Below are 23,777 nucleotides of genomic sequence, written 5' to 3' on the forward strand. Positions count from 1 at the left end.
CCTTAGATGTGTACGCAACGATACTGCGGAATTTAAGCCTTTGGAGAGTCATACTAAATGGTAGTAGCTTTGGCGAAACCAGACTCGGAGAATAAAGAAGACACAAATACGAAAGTCGGAAGATATAAGTTGTGTCACAGTAGAGATGTTTACATTTTTTAAGAAATGTATATGTTTTTCGTATCGGCAGAAAATCATGTGGCGATTACAGGAATTATGGGCATTGGTCGCGAAAAGGCTAATAGCTTGTGTGGCAGTTTAGGAAGTAGTTTTATGTTGGAAGAATGGGGCTACCCAAATATTGGCGTTGTCATAGCCGATTGCCCGTCAGCAGGTCATGATGTCATTATGCTTGATTATCGTGCATGTGGTGCAGATGGTGAACCTGCTGTTGTACATGTAGACCAAGAGGCAGATTACTATATTACTTTCCTTGCGCCGAACTTTGCGACTTTTATTGTCGGATTGGTGAATGAGGAAGTATTCGATACATCAGAACAAGATAAACTTGACGATTTAGATTTGGTGAAACATGCACCATTCTCTCCTTTGTTACAGTCGTTTTGTGAGAAAGCAGAAGAGGGAAATCGGATAGAAGCAGTTATTCGAGGTATTTGTACGCAAATTGTAGAGGACAAAGGCTATTTTGCTTTACATGCAGATGAGATATCCATGCTGATGTATGATATCCAGTTTTGGTTGTACACTTGTGCTAATTCGAAGGTGACGCAAGCTCAATATTTAGCGGATTACAAGAATATCATTGCACTTGCACAAGGTTTCAGTACAGGAGGATATGCCCCAGACTTTGTTTCAAGTTGGTTAAATGAACGTATAGAGCAGGGGGAAATTGTAAGTCAAGAGGGGAAATTAAGTTTTACAGCGGAAAAGCTAGCTAGTCTACATGCTCAAATGATGAATGAAGAACTAAAACCTTTTAGTTGGCTAGAACATGATAGTGGAAATATTTCGTTCCTATTAGAAGCAGGCATTTATAAACAGGAGTTGTTTGAAACACGGGCAGACGAAGGATTTCAAGGTAACGGCTACGATTGGTGCTCGCTTGCGAATGTGTATTTGCAAGAGAAGTTACCAGAGCTAGAAGGCATTGTACGTTTCGACCCAGAAGCAGATATGTTCTGTGCGTATGCCAGCGAAAAGGACGCATTGTTGCGATTCGCTGTTGGATTTAAAAAAGCTTGTGAAAATGATGAAAAGATACATGATTTATTTTCCAGGGCGATATTGGATTAATAGAGGAGGAAAAGAACTGGTTTACTTGGAGATTATTGAAGGATAGTAGAGTTAAAGGAGGAGTTTAAGATGAAAGAAATCAATTATTTAAAGGGTATGTATCAAGATAGTTATTATCCTAAATTTTTAGTAGATAAAATTAAAGGTATATTGGAGCAAATTGTCCGCTATTTAGAGCAAGGTCCCCATTCATTAGAAGATATACAAGTAAAATTTGATGAAATTACACGTGCGATAAATGATTTAGAAGACGAATTCTTAGAACATGACAGTGAAATTGAAACTGTTGCACGAGATAGTATTGCATTAACTGTTATTGATATATTGGATGTATACAACGTGAAGCTTGATATTGAAGACGCATTAAGAGAACGTGAATGGTAGTGAGTTATGTTTAAATAACTGTTACGATGCTACCCAATACTCTATATTATAAAGGCTTTTAAAGAGGGATTTTTTACTAATTAGAAACTCAAGATAAAGGGGAATGGCCTATGCAAGATATTCGACCAACGTCACGCTGGCGCAATGCTAAAAGAGAAGAAGAGGAAGAATTTACTGCTGGATTGATTGAGAAAGATGACTGTATTTACGCGGAATTGTTTCCAGATAGTTTTATTCATCAGACGGAAATGGTGCTAGAGCAGTATGCAGCATCCATTGCGAAACTGCCAAATCAGCCAGATAGCTATCCTGCAATTATGAAATCTATTGAAACGGTAGTACTTGCCCTAAATGAGATTAATGAGGTAGGTGGAGGCGGATTAATTGAAACTGAAGAACGAGAGGAGCTTTGCGACTATTTTGACCAAGTGCTGATTCGTTGTGGATTTGATATTGATGACCTTACTAAAAGTCAGAATCTTGGACGTTATGAGTTAACAGATGATTGGCGTGAGTGGTAATTAGAGGGAGGTATTCGTTTTGCTTGAATTGACGAGTGCGATATGGGGAAATCTGACAGGACCAAAGGGCTCTGGAGAGGATGTGCAGTTAGATGAAAAAAGCTTTTACATATCAAGACGAAAAATCAAATAAATTTTGGACAATTGATTATTTTGGGATGACAATATGTGTGCATTACGGAAAAAATGGAACGATCGGGAAGTATGATATGAAAGAATTTGAGTCACAAGAAATTTGTGAAAAAGAAGCCCAAAAGTTAATAGCTAGTAAAATAAAAAAAGGTTATCAAGAAAATCCTACATTTGATTTTGATAATTTTCTTTACTTTGATATAGAGGAATATGGTCCACATCCAAAAACGTCACACCCACGTTTTGTCGCCCATTTCACAGAAGAATTTTATTATGATTGTGGTGATGAAGAAGCACCTTTTGGTAGTGATGAAGGGTCTGATACACTTTATGAAATGGAAGAAGGCATAAGAAAGAAGCGCATCAATGACTTTGCTACTTTCCCGAAACATTTAATAGAGAATATATGGGGAATGCATTATATATCAGTTGACACATTGGATGAAAAAGCTGTGCGTGATATGGCAAAAGAGCATGAAATGGATATGATGCAAAGTGACATGATTACCTATTCAACAGCCTTTGGTCAAATCAAAATTACTGGGAAACTAGATTCAGCTTTGAAGAAGAATGCACTTTTAGCATTGAAGCGTTTTGCTATCATGTATTCTGATGGACAATTAACAGCAACGCAGCAGACAATGTATAATGATTTACTTGCGTTTTAAATTGAAATCAACAAGAAAAAGACGGATTTTAGCTCAATATGTGACGGAAGTAATTGATGAAGATTATCAAAAATATTTGTTAAAGACTCTCAGTATGGTAGCTGTTGAGGAAATAACAAACGAAGCATTGATTGATGTGTTGCAACCGAGATGTATTCGGATTAGTACGAACGAATCAACAGCATCAACTCGACTGTGTTTTTGATTTTTCTCTGGATGAAAATTATAATTTGTTCTAACATGCATGATTAGGGAAAGAACATATTCAACCTTCCCTAATCATTTTAGTAGGTATTACTAGAGCAAGATGGAATTTTTTTGCATTACTATCCAAGCATTATAGTAATTTTATACAGAAAATTTAGCTAGCAAACTAGATAATACTTTATTGAAATTTGCTCCGAACTTTGGGTTTACTTGGGCTATTGCATTTTCGTCGCTTTCATATAGATGAGAAGTAATCTTTGCGAAAGCTTTAGGGTTATTAATATTGAACTTAGCTACATGCAATTCGATCCAACTACTAATAATGTGCATTTGCTTTAACTCATCAGTTTCTTGGGCTAGAGCTTTTAAAAGAATATCGCTTTGCTCCATAAACTCATCAAATTCATCCTTCGAAATAGTTGGTAGATTAAGAAACTCCTTCTCGCCCCAAACCTCTTTTATAGAGGTGAAATTTTCAGCGCTAAGTTGGTTTGCTAGTTGCTCTTTGTCTTTAACTTCAGAAGGCATTTTATTGCCCAATACTTTTTTAAATACTTCAAAATCCATAACTTTCTCTCCTTTGAGAATAGAATCTATCAAGGAAATTATACTTTCAAGTCCTTCTTTCTTTTGTAACATGAGCGTACGTTGCCTTGATAGTTTAGTTTGATAATCAGAAGTAGGATCATTTAGCAATAACTTAATTTCATTCAAAGAGAATCCCAGTTCCTTATAGAATAAAATTTACTGCAGCTTAATTAGTGCCACTGAATCATATTGTCGATATCCGGATAGCGTATAATTTGAAGGCTTCAATAAATCAATTATGTCATAATATTGCAAGGTTCTAACTGAAACCCCCGTTAAATTCGAAATTTCTTTAATTGTTTTCACTAATAATCACCCCTGATATCTAGAATATAAAGTATTACGTTACGTAGTAGTCAACTACAGAGAATAAATTTTTATGGATTAAATAAGACAAATCGAATGATCTAATTTCGGTTTGTTTTTTTATTGAAAACAAAAAAATCGAGTGATCAAATAGGCTTAGACTGTTAGTGTTACTACAAGTACGCGAGGAATCCAAACCTAACACAAATTCCAATGCATTTTCTAAAATGATTATATAGCAAAATGGATTTTAATTAATGTTAAGAGTATAAAACTATTGTCATTATCTCAAAATAAAAATTGACTGGACACTAAATGGTGTCATATAATTAAGACACCATTTAGTGTCCAATTCATAAGGGGGAGGGCGATTTTGAGCGAAAAGACTCAAGACCGTGATATTTATGCTGCTATTGCTGATCCAACAAGACGCCAATTAATACGCTTGTTGGCAGATGCGGAAGAATTACCTCTTCACGAATTAACGTCTCAATTTCAAATGGGGCGTACAGCAGTTTCTAAGCATTTGGCTATCCTTAAAGATGCTGATCTCGTAATTGCTCGAAGGGTTGGTAGAGAAACGAGGTATCGTTTGAATGCCAGTCCGTTAAAGGAAATTCAAGATTGGGTATCGTATTACGAAGGATTCTGGAAAGAAAGAATGGCTATATTAAATCTTTTATTGGAGGAAGAAAAATGAAAGCAGATGTATCTTTAGATTATCAATTTACAAGTTCAATTGAGAAAGTTTGGAACGCATTAACGGATTCAGACACTCTTGCAAAATGGATATGGAAAAATGACTTTAAACCAATCGTAGGACATAAATTCCAATTCCGAGCTGAGCCAAATGAATGGTGGGATGGAATTGTCAATTGCGAGGTACTTAAAGTAGAAGAACCTCATACATTATCTTACACTTGGGCAAGTGCCGGAGAAACTACTACTGTGACATGGACGTTGACAGAAGGTTCAGATGGAACTACACATTTACATCTTGATCAAAGCGGATTCAGTGAAGCAACAAAAGCTCGTCAAGGAGCAATCGAAGGAGCTAAATACGCTTGGATTAACAATGGTAATCAGCTCGAAAAAGTGTTAGCAGAACTGTAAAAATATTTCTTCATTAGGATACCTGCTTTTCAAGATCAAAAGCAGGTATCCAATAGGAAATGAATAAAATAAACCGTTCTTCAACAATTAGACGCTTTCGGAACACGGAAAGCGTCATTTTTTTAACTTCTTTCAGCAAAGGCTGAAAGAAGTTAAAGCCTCCGGCGGATGTCACGGAATCGGAAAGGAGTACTTTGTGCTTGCACAAAGCTGATTCCGGACGCAATTATGCCGAGGCATAATTGATTGGCATGTCATAAACATAACAAATCCAGTAGTAGTTGTGCTAACATGACAATACTAGATGGAATGGAGAGAATATCCGATGAAAATAAATCAATTAATTGCTAACAATATAAACCGCTTAGATGTCGACTTGTCGGAAGATCAATCATTAGGAATTGCTGGATTGTCCGGCTCTGGCAAAACTACATTTTGTCAAACAATTGGTGAAGAATCTAAGAAACGTCTTGTTTCTTTATTGCCAAAGGCTGAATATCAGTATTTGTTTCCCGATATTATGGAAACGAATTTCAGTGCCATTAAGATGGAAGAAATGCCTTTAGTCCTTTTTCTCGGGAAATCATCAATTTCTACTAATCCACGTTCAACGGTCGGTACGCATACAGGCGTTTTTAAAGAGGTTCGTGAAAAGCTGGCAGATCAGTTTGATCTTTCGCCAGAGGTTTTTTCCTTTAATAATGCATTAGGCTGGTGTCCTGCATGTAAAGGACGTGGAACAACTAAAAATGTCGAATGCAAAAAGTGTGAGGGCAAGCGTTACAGTCCGGAAGTTGAGCAATATAAGCTAGAATTATGGAATCAGCCACATAGTATTTCGGATATTAACAATTTAAGTATTGAAGCGATTTATTCCCTTTCAGAAGAATTAAATATTAGCGAAGAGAGACAACATATTCTTGAAAATATTATCAATATGAATATTGGTTACTTAACAATAAATAGGATCATGGGCACTTTATCAGGCGGGGAATTAACACGACTTTACTTAGCAGAATTTATGGCTTCTAGTGAAAATACCGTAATTATTATTGATGAAATTTCTGTTGGTCTTGATCACCAAACGCTGTTGAAAATTTTACAACAAATTAAACAATTGGGCTATAAAAACCAAATTTGGCTAATTGATCATTCTGATACGGTACTCGATACATCGGATGAGCAACTATTCTTCGGGCCAGGTAGTGGGAAATACGGCGGTAGAATCGTCGAAGAATCACCGCGTCCAGAGCCAATTCATTGTGAACGAAATCAGGCAGTACCTACAGATTATTATCAATTTCATGATCTTTACTGCCGTAATATTGAAATGGCTGACATTCAAATTCCTAAAAATAGACTAGTAACCGTTACAGGTGAGTCTGGCTGTGGGAAATCGACCCTTGTCAATGAGTGTATCTCTAAGGATTTCTTAAAACGATATCCAAAAGATAAACTGGTTATGGTAGGACAAGACCGTAACCAATCGATTACTAGTCGATCAACTGTTGCAACGTTTCTTGATATTAAAAAGAAAATGACGAAATACAGTGACGACATAGATGATATTTTCCAACGTTCCATTGAAGACATTATTGAGGAGCTTCCAAATGAAGACATCGCTCATAAACGCTTAAGTTTACTAATCAAACTTGGGCTCGGTTATTTAACGTTGGAAAGAAAAACACAATCTTTATCGACAGGTGAATTTCAATGTGTTCATTTAGTTTCAGAGCTGTTTTCGAACGCAAGAAACCCCCATACGCTATTTATTTTTGACGAGCCTTCAAAAGGTTTATCACAAAATATTTTAAATCAATTCATTGATAGTGTCAGGGACATTCTGCAAGATGAATCCGTTTCTATTATGATGATTGAGCATAATGCTTATATGATAGAAAGCTCTGATTTTATCGTTGATTTTGGGAAGAGACAGCAGGAACCTGTTCGACATCTTGATGTTGTCAGTCAAGATGATTATTTCAGTCAGCATAACAGTATAAATACTGATCCTTCATTGCAAATATCTTCAGCACTTGATTCAAAAAAAGGCATGCATTATTTAGAAAAAAATCATATTAGCTATTTTAAAAATGCCGAAAACATCTATAAAGGTGGTATTTTAAAAAGCTTGTCATCAATGGCCCGTTTAATTTATGGTGAGTATGAATCCGCAACAATCGCACCTGTCGTCGCCATTGATCTAGAAAGACACTTGTATAGTCAGTATAGTTTTTTATATGAAATCGGTGGACTGATTAACCATATCGTGGCTGCACATCCGACGAATAAAGATACGAGAAGCTTCGATTTCTTCAGCCAAGAAAATCATTGCCCTAGCTGTTCTGGCCGCCTGGAAATTGAAAAATTTGATTTCGATATCGTCATACAAGACAAAACAGTGCCATTCTGGGATGGCTTATTACATCCAGACGTGATGGAAGTATTAAAATATTATCAATATCCGAAATTACAATTCCTTTTTGATGAGATCAAGAATGAACTGGGTCAAGATATTAGTAAAAGCTACAATGAGATGACAACGGAAGAAAGACATACCTTCCTATATGGTTATTGGGAAAAATCATTTTATGATAAAGCAAGTAAGTCCTCAAAAAAATGGGAAGGTTTTAATTTTATCCTTGGACGTTATATCGTTATTTCGAAATCAATTATTAAAGAGCAAATGAAAGAATCAAAAGAAATGATTGCCTGTCCAATTTGTCAAGGTGCGGTGCTAAACCATAAGAAAAAACTAACGTTTGAAGACACTGATATTCGCGAGATAATACATCAACCTATCGATCAAGTCATAAAAACTGTAGGGAACTTACCAGAGCTTGAAAAACTAAAAGCAATTGTAGGCGGCGATTTGACTCTTACGGAAGATGTCTCTTTACTTCCTAGAGAAACGCAAGTATCGTTGAAAATGCTTGAATTAGATCTAGCAAGCTTTGCCGGTTATGAAATAGTACTAAATAATGTTTTACCATTCTGGGACAAAATTAAAGACAATATCGAAGCAATAAGCAGCAAAAATCTCCTAACAATTTGTGATTTTGCCAATATTGACGAAACGAGAGAAACTATCATTGACCAATATTTCACTAATGGAAAATACAAAAAACTAACGTACGTCTATGAAGCATTTGGCTACAAAAAAATTGTGACACAAATTAATAAAATTAAAGCAAGTCATAAATGTCCATTCTGTAATGGGAAGAAAGTCATTTCAGAAGACAATCTCCATGATGGCGTCTATAAATTATCCGTACCATGTGTTAGTTGCTCTGCAAGTGGTATCAATGATGAAGGACGGAAGGAAATTGTCGATGGTGTAGACGTGCAAACATGGCTAACGGGCAAAGTCAATGACGTTGTCGCTGAAAGTTTAATCACGGAGGCTGTTGCAGATATTCCAATTTTCAACCGTATTCGTGAATTGAATAAACGAGATATGATGGCAATTTACCAATGCCTTGAGCAAAACAATTAGATCAAGCCTCTTTGAAAACTCATGTGCAATTGCATATGAGTTTTCATGTTATTCTAGGAGGAGCTTATAAAAAGTCATTAGAAATTAAAGGGGAAAGATATGCATGGCAGAATTAATAGATTGGAAAAATAATGCTCGAGGGCATAAATTCATAGCTTCTTTTAGCGGGGGAAAGGATAGTGTCCTAGCTTTATATAAAGCAATGAAGGTTGGAGAAGCGCTTGGATTAATCGTCATGTTGGAGGAAGAAGGCGAACGTTCAAGATCCCATGGAATGCCTCCGGAACTTATACGTGCTCAAGCTAAATCGATAGGTTTACCTGTTTATACTGCAGCAGCAAGCTGGACAGAATATGAAAAAATATTTATGCGCCTTTTAGAAAAAGCTAAAAATCAAGGGGCAGAAGTGTTAATAACAGGAGACTTAGATATGCCTGAACATGGCTGCTGGCATGACAAGGTTACGAAGAATGCTGGATTAAAACTAGGCATGCCTTTATGGGAGATGGGTCATCGTGAAGCTGTTGAAGAGTTCATAAACCTTGGATTTGTTACAATCATTGTAACTGTTAATTTATCTTTGGGCATGCGCGAGGAAGATTTAGGACGGACGTTAACCCTTGAATACATAAAGGAGCTTGAATCTCGTGGTATTGACCCTTGCGGAGAAGGTGGAGAGTTCCATACTACAGTATTAGATGGGCCAATTTTCAAACAACCTGTCCCAGTTCGTAAATGTGAGATTATTAGAAATGGAGAATATGCGTTTTTACCTTTAGAACTAGATCATTAACTAAATCATACAGATACGTGCAAAAGAGTATAGTTGTAAATAGCGGAATAAAAAACAGAGAATAACATGGGGGCATCATCTATCTATTTGAGGTGGGGTCTCATGTTATTTTTTTGTTTGCTTGCAAAGAATGTTTTAATGTTGGTCTAACTATATGTAGTTGGGTATCAATAAGGTTTCTTCGTTATCATCCGTATCATTAACGAATATAAGTAGTAGAAATGCAATTCCACCATCAGCTGAAAACGTCGCTAATTAAATAAAACACGATCAATATCTTCAACCGACTGTATGATAAGAGGTTTTCTTACTATCTCAAAAACGACACTCAGTGCCCCTTCAGATGCGACTCAATACTTAACTTTGATTTAAGAAACTATTAAAAGGGTCACCGGAGGATTGTGACCCTTTGTAAATATTCGAAGGGAAAGGATAACTTTATATTATCCTAAAAATTATGGGATAGATGGCGGTATTGGGTATTAATAGAATCCGATGAAGCTAGTGCCGACAATAATCAATAGAATGAATAGTACAACGATTAGCGCAAATGCTGAACCAGTACCGTAGCCGCCGCCATTACCGCAGTATTCAGACATAGTTATTACCTCCTTTCTACAATCTATAATATGAATAGTTGTTAAAAGGAACTGCGATATTTATCTACTCATTGAATATAAATTTTTAAAAATCTTCCCATAGCAGTTGTTCTGTCAATTTAATCTTGCTGGGATACAAAATGAATATCTTTTGCTTCAAAATCTTCCTTGATTTCAATTAAACGCTTCGTTTTTCGACAATTGCATCAAGCTGAAGTGATTACGACTGATCTTGCGTATTACCAGGCGCATACCTAAATTTCAAATCTTCCTTTCTTTATTCCTTAACTATGTAAAAAAGAGGGAATTAACGTATATATTAACCATTTGATTTTAGTTATATTAGTAAATTAACAATTTACTTAAGCAATGGCGCAAGATTGTTAAATAACACTCACTAATGTTCCATAATGTGATAAAATGGGAATGTATGTTTGTTTATTACTGAATAGTTAAAATTTAAGGGGGCGAAATAAATGGGCGAAACAAAGTATAGCCAAGTATGGAACTTAGATAGTCTGTTCCAGGGCGGAAGTAAATCATCTCAATTACATGAACATATAAGATATTTAGAAAAAGAAATTTCTGAATTTGAAGAAAAAACAAATTCCTTTAATGTTCCACAAAAAATAAATGAATCAATTAATGTTGCGGTTTTAGTTGACTACATAGGAGATATTCGAACTAATATATCTCAAGCAAGTTCTTTTATAACCTGCCTTCTTGCCCAAAATTCAAAAGATCCGGATGCTATAATTCTGCAAGGGAAAATTACGATCATAAATACTCGTTTTGAATCTGCATTGAAAAAAGTGAAAAACACTCTGGTAAAAATTGATACCCATTTGTGGAAAGATCTACTGAATACTGATGTTTTAGCAAACTTTAAGTTTATACTGAATGAATGGCGTGAAGATGGTGAGACAACCCTTTCAGATGGAGAACAAAATTTAGTATCGGACCTCATGGTAGATGGATTTCATGCTTGGGGGCAATTTTATAATTCTTTTATGAGTACTGTTACGATAAAAGTTCAAATAAATGGAGAACAAAAAAATTTATCTGTAGGTCAAGCTATCAACTTACGTTCACATCCTAATGAAGATGTTCGTAAAGAAGCCCATAATGCTTTAGAACATACGTGGAAAGAGAATGAAGAACTATTTGCGAAAATATTAAATCATATTGCAGGTTTTCGATTACAAGTTTACAAGAAGTCTGGCGTGGATAATGTAATACAAGAATCTTTAATTAAAAATCGTATGAAGGAGGAAACGCTTCATGCGATGTGGTCTGTAGTTAATAAATATAAAAAACCTTTCGCTGACTACCTACATCAAAAAGCAAAAATAAATGGCTATAAAAAGATGCAATCCTTTAACTTTTGGGCACCTATTACAACAAAAAGTCAAAAAATAGAATACGAAGATGCTGTTGATTTTATTTTGGAGCATTTCAGTGAATTCGGAACAGAATTAGAAAATTTCTCTAGAAAGGCATTTAGTGAAGGATGGATAGAAGCTGAAGATCGTGCAAATAAGTCGGCTGTTGCATTTTGTTCAGGTTTTCCACTTTCGAAAGAATCAAGAGTTTTCATGACATTTGGCGGTACAATTACAAATGTATTAACACTTGCGCATGAATTAGGACATGCCTTCCATAACGATGCAATGAAATCTATTAATGGCGTGAATAAACAATATCCAATGAGCATTGCTGAAACTGCTTCAACGTTTTCAGAGATGATTATATTAGATGCGGCAATGCAAAAAGCTAAATCTACTAATGAAAAATTATTTTTACTTGATGAGAAATTAAAGCGTAGTGTTATGAATTTCATGAATATTCATTCTAGGTTTTTATTTGAAAAGAAATTTTATGAAGAACGTAAAGAAGGAATTGTTTCATCATCACGCTTAAACGAAATTATGCAAGAAGCAATAGATGAAGGATATGATGGTTCTCTTGATAATCCTTCACTGCAATCATGGATCTGGACACCACATTATTATATTACACAATCTCCTTTTTATAATTTTCCATATTCATTCGGATATTTGTTTGCATTGAGCATATTTGCAAAAGCAAAAGAAAAAGGTAAAGAATTTGAAAGATGTTATTTGGATTTACTTCGTGATTCAGGGTGTATGTGCACAGAAGATTTAGTGATGAAACATTTAGGTGAAGATATCACTTCGGAAGCTTTTTGGAAAAAAGGAATTGAATTATGCGTTAAAGATGTGGATGAATTTATCAAATTAAGTAGTGAGTATAACAATATTTAAAGATGACGAAATCTTAATGATAAAAGAAAATAAACCAACCGCCATTGGTAAGTGGACTTTCAGTGGACTTATTGAATATGGTGAAAACATGATGTGAACGATGGAACGTGCTGGTAGCAGAGAATGTACATTCAATCATTATTTTAAATAAACAATTAGGTGAACAAATCATATTTTATTATTGCGGGTTACCATTTGGGGTCTCGCCAACCAAATGATATATATATCCCACATTTTGTGAATTTCAACAAAACGAAAGCCAATTTCCTGTACGCAAAGAAGTTGGCTTTGTTTGTTGTATTTTGAGTAATTTTTCAATTTAAACGTCTTATTTTTTTACATATAAAAAGTCATGCTTTGAACAAAAAAAGATTGATTTCGATCCTTCTTATTTCGCTAGTGTCCGCGTTAACGAAAAAATTTAGAATGAAATTAATTAGGTTTAATGTATTCTCCTGTGGAAGCATTAAAGCCCGCTGCTTCCAATTTTGTTTGGTCACTATTCCAACCTATCACTATTAGAAGGGTAACATTTCTCTCTATATCTTTTCTAAGCATAAAATTATAGCCTTTAGCCCAATCTTTACCTGGATAAATACCGCCAATTTTTATGGCTTTTTGAAGCAATTCAGGTGAATCATACTTAATATCTTTCATTTGTATAAACTCTTTTTTAGGGTAAGGAGAAGTACCATCACTCGTTAAATCATTTGTATCATCTATTTTTCCGTCATGAATGGTTACTAAAAAAGCCTTATTAGTTTCTGGCACTCCAAATAAAATATTCCAATGCTTTCTTTTGCCGTTACTTCCGATTGACTTTCCAGGCTTATCTAAATCAATATTTATTGCATCTTTTAATTGAGCATTTTTATTCCATTTCAATGCAGGCGGATAGGCTAATTCAATCGCTTGTTTTATTGATAATTCTTGCTGTTCATCGGCTTCAAATGTATCTTTTGTTAATTGTAGAGAACTAGCAGATACTATCTCAACAGCATCAATTGGAACTAATAAAAGTAAGACAACAAAAACAATTCTTTTCATTTTCTCAAGCCCTTTTTAGGTGTATTGTTTCCAAAACTTATTCAAATATTCTGCGTCGTTAGTAAAAAACATTTGTCGAACAATTCCCATGGCAAAAAGGGATATACTGGATTTTATAGAATACTATTAACCAACCTAAATTTTTTAATCAGGAGTGAGGAAATTGGAAGTTACTGAAGAGCAAAAGTCATTATTCAGTAGAATTGGCTATCTCTATTTACCAGCTAATAATATCGATGAAACAATTGAATGGTACCAGAATAAGCTAGGATTTAAGCTTAAAGCACCAAAATTTCAGGATGATATTGGTTATGTGGCAGTATTAACACCGCCAGAAGGATATGTTGTATTACTCCTTGTAGAAACAAAGGATCATACAACAGCAGATTTTTTACGCGATGGTCGCCTGTATCAAACTTTTACGTTGAATTGTCCAGATCTTGAATATACACATCAATCATTAAAGGCTAACGGTATAGAAGTTACCGAGATTATGATGCGTGGAGAAAATGCTAAATATTTTGTCTTTACCGACCCATCAGGTAATCATATCGAGGCTGCTTGGTCTGTATGGGACTGAATGACAAAAATAGGTGCTTTAGTACAAGAAGAATGATTAGACTTTATGTTTAATCATTCAAAAAGATAGTTGCTATTCAACTAACGGTCTGTTTAGTGGAACAAGATATAAAACTTTTGATGATAAAATTAGTCAATTGTAAAGGCTGTATTCTAAAAGAATGTTGCTATACAACTCCCATGAAAGAACGTAATAATCTTTCATTTTCTGTGGTGAAATGCTGATTTTTGCGCTACATAGATGGCTAACGGGGGAGGTTAGTGGAAGAAGGGGTATTGTAATAATGTGTAGAAATAAACAAATATAATTAATTCTAAACAGGAGGTATTATGAAGGATATTAGTTTATGTGTTAAAGAGTTGGATGTCCATTATTACGAATTAGGAAAGAACACTAAACCCACAATAGTCTGTTTACACGGACTTGGAAATAGTGGGGCAGTCTTTTCTGAGTTAGCAGAATACCTAGAAGATGATTTTCATATATTATCTTTTGATAATCCAGGTCACGGAGGCACATCTCCTTTTGTAAATGAAGATGGTTATCTATTTTCAAGTCTTGCAAAATGGTATAACGATGTATTCGAACGAGTCTTAAAAGAACCCTTTTATATTTTGGGCCATTCTTGGGGAGCTGATATAGCTTTACACTATGCTAAAATGTACCCTAAAAAAATTAAAGGGGTTATCTTACTTGATGGTGGCTATACGTTTCCAGATTTCCAAGAAGATATGACCTTTTCTAAAGTATATGATGGGTGGAATAATTATATGGAGCATTCCTCGGTTTTTGACACTTGGGCTGATGTAATCGGGGAGTACCAACAATATACTGACCGATGGAATGAAAAAATTGAACAAATGGTTCAAACACTTTTTAATAAAAGAGAAAAATATGAACTTATTACTTCAAAGTTTACTGTATTATCTATTATTAAAGCATTTTTTAGAGAAAGTTTTACAACAGCTTATCCATACATAAAATCACCATTGATTCTTATCCACGCAACTCTTCCCAAAGAGTTAATAAACGCTAGAAGAACTGGAATCAACAAATTAAAACAGCATATAGAAAATGTCACCATTGTTTCAATGGAAGAAACTGATCATATGGTTCATTGGGATAACCCTAAAAAAGTAGCTAATGAAATTCATAACTGGGTATCTAAATGTTGAGCTACGTGGCGATTGCAAAAAAATATTACACCAATTGAAGTGAACGGAACCTCGGAAATTGGGGACGTTGTGGTCATTTCTTTAATAGTAGCCTCATTTCTAGCTGCATTTTTTAGCCAAAAGGGCAAGTTGAGAATTTTTTCTTTAATTGTTTCCGCGATTCCAGTGCTTTTTCTACTAGGATTGATTTTACTACCGATATTTTATTTGTTAGAGCAATAATCGGATACGTTCTTTGTAAAAAGATGGTGAAGTTATTGCACTTCAACTAACGAATGCTTTAATTATAAGAAGATTGGGGAAAAGATAAAATATTTCCGAAATAAAGGTTATCTATTTGTTGCTTGAACACCAATAAAAATTGTTAAAAAGAGTGGTGATAAAGTGGAGAATGTAAATCAAAATAAGCGTATTCTTTATGCGGTTTTCGAGCATGATATTCAATTGCCAATCCTAGATATTACTCATCCCCTTTTCAACGCAAGTATTGATGAACAGGCGTATCATTTGAGCTGTCTTAAGTCAGCCAAGAGCATTGAATCATTAAAAAAGATGCCTGGCTTTATCCGCAACATCTTTCTGACTACTCCCACAGATAAGCAGTGGGGTTCTTATGTACTTAAGAGAAGCGTTACAAAGCTCTCCACAGATGGTGTTGCCATGTCCTGTGTACAACATCTTTGATTTATCTTCTGTTCCATAAGACTTTCTTATTTACACAACCGATGTTGTACAAGACCAGGACTAAGATTCCTGGTCTTATTATGTTAGTCATTACTATAAGGTTTTTATTATATTCAGAAAATAAAATTGACGAGAACATTTGAGCATGTTATGTTTAATACTAATTTCATAGCAATCATTACAAGTTTGAATGAAGAAAAGCTTTCATTCAATTAAAAGGAAAATGGGTGTAAATCCCATGCTGTCCCGCAGCTGTAAATGAGGAGTTTTGTTTAGATTACCACTGAGTGAATACTTGGGAAGGTGAAGCAAAATCATGATTCATGAGCCAGAATGCCTGCTTGTAAGGAGATTCATTGATGATCTACGAAAGATAGGGAGATGGATGGGGGCTTACTCACAGTAAGTTATTCTGTCCTTATTCTTTTGGAATAAGGTTTTTTTTATGCCTTTTTTCACTCTGTAGATTCTTCATTTAGTGCACCACAAACAAAGATAGGAGACAGAAAATGAGATTGACAAAGTACTTACTTCCTTTCATGCTTGTTATGATGTTCAGTTTACTTACTGGCTGTACAAGCACTGAAAAGGAAGAGACAGCAACGAAACAACAGACTGACGAAAAAATGATAACGATTGGATGGCCATTAGATGTAGGTCCATTAAATCCCCATACATATTTACCAAATCAAATGACAGCACAAGCGATGGTCTATGAATCATTGGTTGAATATAACGATGACGGAACAATTACGCCGAAACTAGCAGAAAGTTGGGACATCTCAAAGGACAAAACTTCTTATGTTTTCCATTTAAGAAAAGATGTCAAGTATTCTGACGGAACGGCTTTTAATGCAGACAATGTGATTCGTAACTTTCATGCAGTTTTAGCAAATCGTGATATGCATTCTTGGATGGGCATGGTTAATCATATTAAAGAGGTTGTGAAAGTGGATGACTTTACAATTCGTTTGCAATTGGATGAACCCTATTACCCTGTCTTAAACGAACTTGCCTTCGTAAGACCTTTCCGTTTTTTAGGTGATAATGGATTCCCTAATGGTGATGCGACAAAAGATTCAATCAAAGCACCAATTGGGACAGGCCCATGGGTATTAACAGATTACAAAAAGGATGAATATGCTTTATTTAGTCGCAACGAAAACTACTGGGGAGAAAAACCTCTTGTAGAACAAATAAAAGTAAAAATTATCCCTGATTCAGAATCTATTTCGTTGGCCTTTGAAAATGAAGAATTAGATTTAATATATGGTCGTGGCATCATTAGTTTAGATAACTATACGTTTTTAAAAGATAGCGGGAAATATAAAACTGCTACGTCTGAACCTTTATCTACGCGAGCACTACTGTTTAATACACAATCAGGACCGTTAGCAGAATTAAAGGTACGTCAAGCGATTCAATATGCAATCAATAAGGAACAGATGGTTGACAGTATTACACATGGTACTGAAAAAGTGGCCAATACACTATTTTGGGATGCTGTGCCTTATGCCAATATTGATTTAGCGCCAATTTTATATAATCCGAAAAAAGCGCAACAATTGCTAGATGAAGCGGGATGGACGCTACAGAAGGGTGAAAAAATTCGCTCTAAAAACGGACAGCCACTAACATTAGATTTAATCTACATTGCGACAGATGCGATTCAAAAACCTATGGCAGAACTAATGCAAGGTGAACTAGCAAAAATAGGTGTACAATTGAATTTAGAAGGCGCAGATGTGATGGTAGGTCTGCAAAAATTAATGGATGATCAAGTTGATATTAATTTCTGGCGTACAAATGGACCACCAACAGATCCACATAGCTTTGCTAATGAATCAGCTACACCAAACGCTAATGGTGTCTATGAAGCAAAATTAGGCTTACCAAATGCCAAAGAAATCGATAATAACATTCATCAATTATTAGTAGGTACAGATGAAAAAGAGCGAGTGCAACTTTATACGGATATTTTAACAATGTTCCATGACCAAGCACTATTCTATCCTATATCTTACGAAACAAATAGCGTGATTTATCAGCAATATATGAAGGATTTTGCTCCACGTGCATCTGAATATGATATTCCATTTGCACAAATGGATAAAGAAAAATAACTGTAAAAGAGAGAGTATGTCGATCAAAGACAGCTCTCTCTTTATCATAGGATTGATTAGGAAGTGACAGCATGTATGAATCGACATGGATGTTTTGTTTAAAAAGAATTTTGACTTTACCGTTTGTACTATTGGGCGTATCCATCCTGACTTTTGTATTTATTCGTTTCGTTCCAGTAGAACCTGCTGAGGTCATTCTTAGATTGGCAAGAGTTGCACCAACAGCAGAAGCCATTCAAGCATTACGTGAAGAACTTGGAACAGACAAACCTTTTCTTATTCAATATTTACTGTGGATAAAAGGCGTTTTGCATTTAGATTTTGGTACATCTTTTGTTAGTAAATTACCAGTAGCACATGAACTTTTCGCGAAATTACCCGCTACCATTGAATTAGCAGTTGCTGCATTTGTGTTAATTTTAGGATTAAGTATACCATTAGGGATCATAAGTGCATTATATAAGCATTCCATCATCGATAAAATCATTAGACTATTGACTATCATGAGTGTATCGATTCCAACATTTTGGTTAGGTTTTTTACTATTATATATATTTAGCTTGAAATTAGGGATCTTCCCGACAAATGGAAAAGGCACACTAGCACATCTGGTTTTACCTGCATTCGCATTAGCTTTACCAACAATTGGACTGTTCGTTCAGTTTATCCGTACAACCATCATTGAGGAATTACAACAGCATTATGTTCAATATGCACAGCTAAGAGGATTAAAAAACTCTGTGATCCTCGTACGCCATGTTTTGAGAAATGCTATTATCCCGCTATCTACTGTGTTAGGTATGACGCTTGGTAATTTACTAGGTGGTGCAGTAATTGTAGAGCAGGTTTTTAGTTGGCCAGGACTTGGGAGGTATTTAATAGAATCCATTATTAACAGGGATTACCCAGTTGTACAATGCTATGTATTGATTATTGCTGTCATTTATGTGCTTGCAAATTTATGCACAGATGTATTGCATCGTCTATTGGATCCTCATCTGATGATGAAGGACAGGAGAGATTGAAGTGAGCCTATTACATAAAGAACTCAGATTATTTAGTCTAACGATACTGCTAGTCATTGGCTTGTTAGGACTGTTTGCGCCAATTTTAATGCCTCATGACCCTTTAGCAGTCGATATATCAAAGAAATTTTTAGGTCCAACATGGGACTATCCATTAGGTACAGATCATTTAGGAAGATGTGTTTTTTCACGATTGCTTTTAGGCATTCGCTATTCTATAGGATCAGCGCTCGTCATTCAAATAGTAGCCATTCTTTTAGCGATCTTACTAGGTGCTTTTGTTGCGCTAAAACGAGGCCTGATAGATTTCCTATTTATTCGAATATGTGATATTTTATTAGCTTTTCCTACACTTGTCCTTGCATTTGGACTATTAGGTTTATTAGGTCCTAGCTTAAAAAATGTGTTAATCGCACTTATTTTTACGCAATTTATTTATTATTCAAGATTGATAAGAAGTTTATTTATTGGGCTGAACGAAAAAGATTTTATTCAAGCAGCAAGAATCAGTGGCACTTCTGGAATCAAATTAATCAAACGCCATTATATCCCCAATTTACTGCCACCTATCGTAACAATAGTCGTATTAGATATAGGAAAGGTTATTTTAGAAATTGCAGGCTTTTCCTTTATTGGACTTGGCGTGCAGGCCCCCATCCCTGAATGGGGAATGATGGTGAATGAAGGTAAACAATACATCCGTCAATATCCTGAATTAATGCTTTATCCTGGACTTGCCATCGTCCTTGTTGTGCTATTATTGAATCATTTGGCAAGTAGTTTCAAGAAGCTTGGCCAGTAAAGGGGTAATTATGGAGAAAGTTTTAGAAGTGCAAGACTTAACGGTAAAAATCGGTGAGAAAAATATAGTAACCTCTATCAATTTGACAGCCTATAAAGGGCGTGTCTTAGGGATTATAGGGGAAAGTGGTAGTGGCAAGACAATGCTTTGCCGTGCCATCATGCAATCATTACCAGCTTCGGCGCAGATCACACAAGGCCAAATCATCTACCAACAAGAAAATTTATTGAATGTATCAGCCGCTAAATTGAGAGCGTATCGTGGAAGGCATCTGTCTATGATTATGCAAAATCCGTCTACAGCTTTTGATCGTATTCAAACAATCGAAAGTCATTTTCGGGAATCATTAAAAGCTCACTTTGTAATGACTAAAAAAGAAATGAGACAGATTGCCATTGATGCTATGTATAAAGTCAATTTACCCAATCCAGAAAAGCTTTTGCGCTATTATCCTTTCCAATTAAGTGGCGGAATGTTACAGCGAGTGATGATTGCTTTGTCATTGGCGATACAAGCTTCTATATATATTGCAGATGAACCAACGACAGCCCTTGACACAGTCAATCAAAAACAAGTATTAACATTATTTGATCGTATTCGTTCGGAAACAGAGGCTGCTATTATTCTTGTGACACATGATATAGGTGTTATTGCTGAACTAGCTGACGATGTGGCCGTGATGTATCAAGGTGAAATGATTGAGCACACGAATGTCTATGATTTTTTTGATGCGCCTCAGCATCCTTATACAAAAAAACTTTTACAATCAAGAATTATGTTTTAGAGGTGAAAAAATATGACGCTGCTAGAAGTGAACAATATAGAGATGCATTATGCTCACAAACCATTCATGTTCAAACGAGGACAGGAAGCTCCTGTGTTACAAAATGTAACATTTTCACTTCAGGAGGGTGAATGTTTAGGAATCGTCGGTCAAAGTGGTTCAGGCAAAAGTACATTAGGCCGTATTATTTTAGGAATTGAACGACCAACAAAAGGTGAGGTTCTATTTCAAGGAATTAATCTTTATGAAACAACAAGTAAGCACAAAAAAATAATACGTAGAGATTTACAGGCTGTCTTTCAAAATAGCTATCATTCATTTAATCCGAAGCAGACGATTTTTGAGATAGTAGAAGAACCTCTCCTTAATTTCGAACGTTTCAGCAAAATAGAGAGACAACATAAAGTAATGGAATTACTAGACTGCGTGGAGTTAGATAGAACAATCGCTCAAAAATATCCTGCGCAACTTAGTGGTGGGCAACAGCAACGTGTCAACATTGCAAGAGCTCTTGCCTTAAATCCAAAATTGATTGTATTGGATGAAGCCATTAGTAGTCTTGATATGATTTTGCAGAAGCATATTATACAATTACTACAAACTCTCCAAAAAGACATGCAACTTGCTTACATTTTCATTTCTCATGACTTACAAGCAACACGTTTTATGTCAGACCGAATCCTCGTGATGCAGCACGGTCAGCTAGTTGAGGAGATTGGGAAAGATGGTGCATTCAAGCACCCTGTATCTCTAGAACTATACAATGCTATTTTGCCATCGCATCCTCGAGAAAGAACGATAAAAAAATAAAAAATTTTAATAATCTTGAGTTGGAATTACTTAGCTATTCCAACAAAAATAAGCAAGGAGTTATATAACATTTATCTATCCATTTGTTATAATAAGGAAAAATCTTGCAAAATCACTGAAGATAATGGAGGTATAGGATGAAGAAAGGTCAAATTCGAGCAATTGCTATTTGTGTATTTAGGAAAGGCGATTCAATACTTGTCTCTGAAGGCTTCGATGAAGTAAAGGGAGATCATTACTATCGGCCAATTGGCGGAGGAATTGAATATGGGGAGACAAGTTCTCATGCAATAAAGAGAGAAGTACTTGAAGAAATCGAGGCAAATATAAAGAACTTAAACTATTTAGGTACAATTGAAAACATATTTACATATAACGGCGACCTTGGACACGAAGTAGTTTTTGTATATGATGCTGAATTTGTTGAAAAGTCCTTTTATGAAAAACCTTCTTTTTTCGGACAAGAAGATAATGGCGCAATCTTTAAATTGCTTTGGAAGCCAATTAGCGATTTTACAGATAATAAATTAAAATTAGTTCCAGACGGATTAGTCGATTTGCTTTAGATCATTAAATTAGTTAAGAGCTTTCTTACTTGTACATTGTGACTGGGTGTTATAGTTCAATTAAGGAAAATCAAGCTTTATAAAAAAAGAAACTCCATTTTGATCAATCTATTTTCAAAATAAATTTTCTATTGGTTGAGAAGTAGAGTGGTGAGGTTACACATGACACAAAAAAATCTCAATGCACACACTGATTTACAATGAATAATCCTGAATAATTTTTAAGCCAGTACAATTAGTATTGGCTTTTTTATACATATAGTGATTGGAAGTATGGGGGAGTGTGGAATGATATTGCCCAGAAGCAAAAGAACGAAAAAAAAGGCATCTCATCCATAGATGAAACACCTTTTATTGAAGTTATTGGGCTAATCGTTGAAGGAAGGTATCTAATTGTACTAGTGTGACATTGTCTTCCACCCCGAACATATTGTTACCTTTACCAATCGTAATTTTATTGGAAGAGAGAATGGCTACATAATTGTAAGCCCAATGCGTACTTGGAACATCAACAAATTGTAGTGCTGTTCCTTGTTGTTTTAAATGGTATGCTTCCACTAAAACTTTCGATAATTGACCACGTGTTATAGGAGAACCTGCATTGAATTTTCCGTTTACATCACCCGTAAAAACGCCAAGTTTTCTTAGTGCTTCCGCAGCACCTGCATATTTAGACGTAGGGCTTACATCTGGAAAACTTGAATTGGTATTACTAGTATCTAAATGTAATTGATTTGCCAGTTTAAGAGCTACCTCTCCACGCGATGCATAAACGCTAAAGTCGACGTCAGTGCCTTTTACTTCTCCCAAGTCATTTTCAGTGAAGTTTGCAATGCGTTTTGCTCCTACGTAACGAGATCCCCAGTAATAAGGATCATTAATTTTATCGATTTTAACCCCAGAACTTGTAGTAGCTGAAATAAAATTGCTGTCACCTATGTATATGCCAACATGGGAAACCCCACTTCCCGAAGTATTAAAAAATACAAGATCCCCAGTCTTCAACTGATCTTTAGCAACCGAAGTACCTTGCTGATATTGAGCTGTAGATGTACGTTGTAGTGAAATCCCTAACTTAGAAAAAACAATTTGTGTATATGCTGAACAGTCTACACCTGTTTTAATATCTGTTCCTCCATATTGATAAGGAACACCTATATATGCTTTTGCTGTACTTGTTAAATCTGCTATTGTTGCCGCTTTTGCATCATGAACACCCATACCTGTAAAGAACATAAACGATGCGAAAATGGGTAATAACCATCTTTTCTTCAATTAAACCTACTCCTTTCAAAAAGCTTTCGCAATTGAATAAAGTAAGAATAGCATGAAACAGGCACGAGTTATTTTTCAATAATATTACCGATTACCTTTAAACAGCAAAATTGAAACCTTAATTTTAACTGTGTAAAACTTCTGCAACAATCATGGGCAATTTTACTAAAAAAAGTTAGAATAATTGGATGAAAAGGGGCTAAAATGTTAATTTAGATGTTTTATCCAATTGAAGTTTGAGTGATTCCCTCGTTATTTCACTGAAGATGGAGGCGATCTTCATAAATTTTTCGAAACATCTATTGTAAACTCATCTAGTCGATTTAATATTTTTACATCAATTCCTAGCTCTTTTTGATATTCATAAACCTGTTGGCCCTTTTCAGTTAATTTTTTAATGACTTTCGATTATTAGCTGGATTTAAGCCTTACTTTTCAAACTTGTCGACCATTTGCAGGCTGTCTTTTAATCCGAAGCGGACGATTTTTGAGGTATTAAAAGAACCTCTCCTTAATTTCGAGCATTTTAGCAAAACAGAGAGACAACGTGACAACCTCGC

The 23,777-nt window shown here is 35.3% G+C and carries 23 protein-coding genes and 1 riboswitch; of the genes, 18 read left to right on the plus strand and 5 right to left on the minus strand.

Translation table 11 applies throughout. The features are described 5' to 3' along the window. Positions 1 to 171: 171 nt before the first annotated feature. The 4 genes from ACIQ7T_RS24030 to ACIQ7T_RS24045 all read left to right on the plus strand — a co-directional run bounded on the left by ACIQ7T_RS24030 (position 172) and on the right by ACIQ7T_RS24045 (position 2,959). Complete coding sequence (locus tag ACIQ7T_RS24030; protein WP_402874175.1) at positions 172 to 1,254, plus strand: Imm51 family immunity protein; 1,083 nt, start codon at positions 172 to 174, stop codon at positions 1,252 to 1,254. Positions 1,255 to 1,323: 69 nt separating this feature from the next. Then, positions 1,324 to 1,638 carry a DUF5713 family protein gene (locus ACIQ7T_RS24035; RefSeq protein ID WP_402874178.1) on the plus strand — a complete coding sequence of 105 codons (315 nt, stop codon included), beginning with the start codon at positions 1,324 to 1,326 and terminating at the stop codon, positions 1,636 to 1,638. Positions 1,639 to 1,748: 110 nt separating this feature from the next. Next, a complete protein-coding gene (locus ACIQ7T_RS24040) occupies positions 1,749 to 2,159 on the plus strand; it encodes a hypothetical protein (RefSeq protein WP_370076277.1) in 411 nt (136 codons plus the stop codon). 92 nt (positions 2,160 to 2,251) lie between these two features. After that, the gene (locus tag ACIQ7T_RS24045; RefSeq protein ID WP_402874181.1) at positions 2,252 to 2,959 is read left to right on the plus strand and encodes a WGR domain-containing protein; all 708 of its coding nucleotides are present in this window, start codon (positions 2,252 to 2,254) and stop codon (positions 2,957 to 2,959) included. Between the two features lie 348 nt (positions 2,960 to 3,307). Here the strand turns inward: ACIQ7T_RS24045 and ACIQ7T_RS24050 are convergent, their stop codons facing one another. Continuing rightward, on the minus strand, positions 3,308 to 3,880 hold the full coding sequence (locus ACIQ7T_RS24050; RefSeq protein WP_402874183.1) for a MerR family transcriptional regulator: 573 nt from the start codon (positions 3,878 to 3,880) through the stop codon (positions 3,308 to 3,310). Positions 3,881 to 3,910: 30 nt separating this feature from the next. Continuing rightward, positions 3,911 to 4,060, minus strand: coding sequence for a MerR family DNA-binding transcriptional regulator (locus ACIQ7T_RS24055; RefSeq protein WP_402874185.1), 150 nt, complete (start codon positions 4,058 to 4,060; stop codon positions 3,911 to 3,913). Between the two features lie 373 nt (positions 4,061 to 4,433). Between ACIQ7T_RS24055 and ACIQ7T_RS24060 the strand changes: the two genes are divergently transcribed. The 4 genes from ACIQ7T_RS24060 (at position 4,434) to ACIQ7T_RS24075 (ending at position 9,462) form a co-directional block, all read left to right on the plus strand. Continuing rightward, positions 4,434 to 4,760: an ArsR/SmtB family transcription factor gene (locus ACIQ7T_RS24060; RefSeq protein ID WP_370076283.1), complete on the plus strand. Its 327-nt coding sequence runs from the start codon at positions 4,434 to 4,436 to the stop codon at positions 4,758 to 4,760. Next, complete coding sequence (locus tag ACIQ7T_RS24065; protein WP_370076285.1) at positions 4,757 to 5,173, plus strand: SRPBCC family protein; 417 nt, start codon at positions 4,757 to 4,759, stop codon at positions 5,171 to 5,173. The genes ACIQ7T_RS24060 and ACIQ7T_RS24065 overlap by 4 nt, the downstream gene beginning before the upstream one ends. A 325-nt stretch (positions 5,174 to 5,498) precedes the next feature. Continuing rightward, positions 5,499 to 8,669, plus strand: a complete 3,171-nt coding sequence (locus ACIQ7T_RS24070) for an ATP-binding cassette domain-containing protein (RefSeq protein WP_402874189.1) — start codon at positions 5,499 to 5,501, stop codon at positions 8,667 to 8,669. 103 nt (positions 8,670 to 8,772) lie between these two features. After that, positions 8,773 to 9,462 (plus strand): Dph6-related ATP pyrophosphatase, encoded by a 690-nt coding sequence (locus tag ACIQ7T_RS24075; protein WP_402874192.1) that lies wholly within the window; start codon positions 8,773 to 8,775, stop codon positions 9,460 to 9,462. Positions 9,463 to 9,944: 482 nt separating this feature from the next. On the opposite strand, the gene ACIQ7T_RS24080 is transcribed toward ACIQ7T_RS24075, so the two are convergent. Continuing rightward, entirely contained in the window at positions 9,945 to 10,061 is a 117-nt protein-coding gene (locus tag ACIQ7T_RS24080) for a YjcZ family sporulation protein (protein WP_370076291.1), read from the minus strand. A gap of 476 nt (positions 10,062 to 10,537) precedes the next feature. Here ACIQ7T_RS24080 and ACIQ7T_RS24085 point away from each other — a divergent pair, with 476 nt between their 5' ends. Next, entirely contained in the window at positions 10,538 to 12,346 is a 1,809-nt protein-coding gene (locus ACIQ7T_RS24085) for a M3 family oligoendopeptidase (protein ID WP_402874195.1), read from the plus strand. A gap of 432 nt (positions 12,347 to 12,778) precedes the next feature. Here ACIQ7T_RS24085 and ACIQ7T_RS24090 read toward each other — a convergent pair whose 3' ends face one another. Next, positions 12,779 to 13,393: a hypothetical protein gene (locus ACIQ7T_RS24090; protein ID WP_370076297.1), complete on the minus strand. Its 615-nt coding sequence runs from the start codon at positions 13,391 to 13,393 to the stop codon at positions 12,779 to 12,781. A 163-nt stretch (positions 13,394 to 13,556) separates the two neighbouring features. Here ACIQ7T_RS24090 and ACIQ7T_RS24095 point away from each other — a divergent pair, with 163 nt between their 5' ends. The 9 genes from ACIQ7T_RS24095 to ACIQ7T_RS24135 all read left to right on the plus strand — a co-directional run bounded on the left by ACIQ7T_RS24095 (position 13,557) and on the right by ACIQ7T_RS24135 (position 21,942). Next, positions 13,557 to 13,973 carry a VOC family protein gene (locus ACIQ7T_RS24095; RefSeq protein WP_402874198.1) on the plus strand — a complete coding sequence of 139 codons (417 nt, stop codon included), beginning with the start codon at positions 13,557 to 13,559 and terminating at the stop codon, positions 13,971 to 13,973. A 329-nt stretch (positions 13,974 to 14,302) separates the two neighbouring features. Next, entirely contained in the window at positions 14,303 to 15,148 is an 846-nt protein-coding gene (locus tag ACIQ7T_RS24100; RefSeq protein ID WP_402874201.1) for an alpha/beta fold hydrolase, read from the plus strand. A gap of 384 nt (positions 15,149 to 15,532) precedes the next feature. Beyond that, positions 15,533 to 15,832 (plus strand): hypothetical protein, encoded by a 300-nt coding sequence (locus tag ACIQ7T_RS24105; RefSeq protein ID WP_370076303.1) that lies wholly within the window; start codon positions 15,533 to 15,535, stop codon positions 15,830 to 15,832. 165 nt (positions 15,833 to 15,997) lie between these two features. Beyond that, positions 15,998 to 16,191, plus strand: a riboswitch (cobalamin riboswitch). 150 nt (positions 16,192 to 16,341) lie between these two features. Next, entirely contained in the window at positions 16,342 to 17,955 is a 1,614-nt protein-coding gene (gene nikA, locus ACIQ7T_RS24110) for a nickel ABC transporter substrate-binding protein (protein WP_402874204.1), read from the plus strand. Between the two features lie 71 nt (positions 17,956 to 18,026). After that, the gene (gene nikB / locus ACIQ7T_RS24115; protein ID WP_402874207.1) at positions 18,027 to 18,980 is read left to right on the plus strand and encodes a nickel ABC transporter permease; all 954 of its coding nucleotides are present in this window, start codon (positions 18,027 to 18,029) and stop codon (positions 18,978 to 18,980) included. 1 nt (position 18,981) lies between these two features. Then, complete coding sequence (locus ACIQ7T_RS24120; RefSeq protein WP_402874210.1) at positions 18,982 to 19,782, plus strand: ABC transporter permease subunit; 801 nt, start codon at positions 18,982 to 18,984, stop codon at positions 19,780 to 19,782. A gap of 10 nt (positions 19,783 to 19,792) precedes the next feature. Then, positions 19,793 to 20,566 (plus strand): ABC transporter ATP-binding protein, encoded by a 774-nt coding sequence (locus tag ACIQ7T_RS24125; RefSeq protein WP_402874213.1) that lies wholly within the window; start codon positions 19,793 to 19,795, stop codon positions 20,564 to 20,566. 12 nt (positions 20,567 to 20,578) lie between these two features. Further along, the gene (locus tag ACIQ7T_RS24130; RefSeq protein WP_402874216.1) at positions 20,579 to 21,376 is read left to right on the plus strand and encodes an ABC transporter ATP-binding protein; all 798 of its coding nucleotides are present in this window, start codon (positions 20,579 to 20,581) and stop codon (positions 21,374 to 21,376) included. A 137-nt stretch (positions 21,377 to 21,513) separates the two neighbouring features. Beyond that, positions 21,514 to 21,942 (plus strand): NUDIX hydrolase, encoded by a 429-nt coding sequence (locus ACIQ7T_RS24135; RefSeq protein ID WP_370076315.1) that lies wholly within the window; start codon positions 21,514 to 21,516, stop codon positions 21,940 to 21,942. 360 nt (positions 21,943 to 22,302) lie between these two features. Here the strand turns inward: ACIQ7T_RS24135 and ACIQ7T_RS24140 are convergent, their stop codons facing one another. After that, positions 22,303 to 23,217 (minus strand): C40 family peptidase, encoded by a 915-nt coding sequence (locus ACIQ7T_RS24140; RefSeq protein ID WP_370076317.1) that lies wholly within the window; start codon positions 23,215 to 23,217, stop codon positions 22,303 to 22,305. Positions 23,218 to 23,777 lie beyond the last annotated feature (560 nt).

It is taken from the genome of Lysinibacillus sp. NPDC096212 (genome assembly GCF_044763105.1).
Lineage (GTDB): Bacteria > Bacillota > Bacilli > Bacillales_A > Planococcaceae > Lysinibacillus.

What these genes read in the sequence shown, in the direction of transcription:
- ACIQ7T_RS24030 (WP_402874175.1), top strand. Translation starts at nt 172, where the DNA reads ATGTTTTTCGTATCGGCAGAAAATCATGTGGCGATTACAGGAATTATG.
- ACIQ7T_RS24035 (WP_402874178.1), top strand. Translation starts at nt 1,324, where the DNA reads ATGAAAGAAATCAATTATTTAAAGGGTATGTATCAAGATAGTTATTAT.
- ACIQ7T_RS24040 (WP_370076277.1), top strand. Translation starts at nt 1,749, where the DNA reads ATGCAAGATATTCGACCAACGTCACGCTGGCGCAATGCTAAAAGAGAA.
- ACIQ7T_RS24045 (WP_402874181.1), top strand. Translation starts at nt 2,252, where the DNA reads ATGAAAAAAGCTTTTACATATCAAGACGAAAAATCAAATAAATTTTGG.
- ACIQ7T_RS24065 (WP_370076285.1), top strand. Translation starts at nt 4,757, where the DNA reads ATGAAAGCAGATGTATCTTTAGATTATCAATTTACAAGTTCAATTGAG.
- ACIQ7T_RS24070 (WP_402874189.1), top strand. Translation starts at nt 5,499, where the DNA reads ATGAAAATAAATCAATTAATTGCTAACAATATAAACCGCTTAGATGTC.
- ACIQ7T_RS24075 (WP_402874192.1), top strand. Translation starts at nt 8,773, where the DNA reads ATGGCAGAATTAATAGATTGGAAAAATAATGCTCGAGGGCATAAATTC.
- ACIQ7T_RS24080 (WP_370076291.1), bottom strand. Translation starts at nt 10,061, where the DNA reads ATGTCTGAATACTGCGGTAATGGCGGCGGCTACGGTACTGGTTCAGCA.
- ACIQ7T_RS24085 (WP_402874195.1), top strand. Translation starts at nt 10,538, where the DNA reads ATGGGCGAAACAAAGTATAGCCAAGTATGGAACTTAGATAGTCTGTTC.
- ACIQ7T_RS24090 (WP_370076297.1), bottom strand. Translation starts at nt 13,393, where the DNA reads ATGAAAAGAATTGTTTTTGTTGTCTTACTTTTATTAGTTCCAATTGAT.
- ACIQ7T_RS24100 (WP_402874201.1), top strand. Translation starts at nt 14,303, where the DNA reads ATGAAGGATATTAGTTTATGTGTTAAAGAGTTGGATGTCCATTATTAC.
- nikA (WP_402874204.1), top strand. Translation starts at nt 16,342, where the DNA reads ATGAGATTGACAAAGTACTTACTTCCTTTCATGCTTGTTATGATGTTC.
- nikB (WP_402874207.1), top strand. Translation starts at nt 18,027, where the DNA reads ATGTATGAATCGACATGGATGTTTTGTTTAAAAAGAATTTTGACTTTA.
- ACIQ7T_RS24125 (WP_402874213.1), top strand. Translation starts at nt 19,793, where the DNA reads ATGGAGAAAGTTTTAGAAGTGCAAGACTTAACGGTAAAAATCGGTGAG.
- ACIQ7T_RS24130 (WP_402874216.1), top strand. Translation starts at nt 20,579, where the DNA reads ATGACGCTGCTAGAAGTGAACAATATAGAGATGCATTATGCTCACAAA.
- ACIQ7T_RS24135 (WP_370076315.1), top strand. Translation starts at nt 21,514, where the DNA reads ATGAAGAAAGGTCAAATTCGAGCAATTGCTATTTGTGTATTTAGGAAA.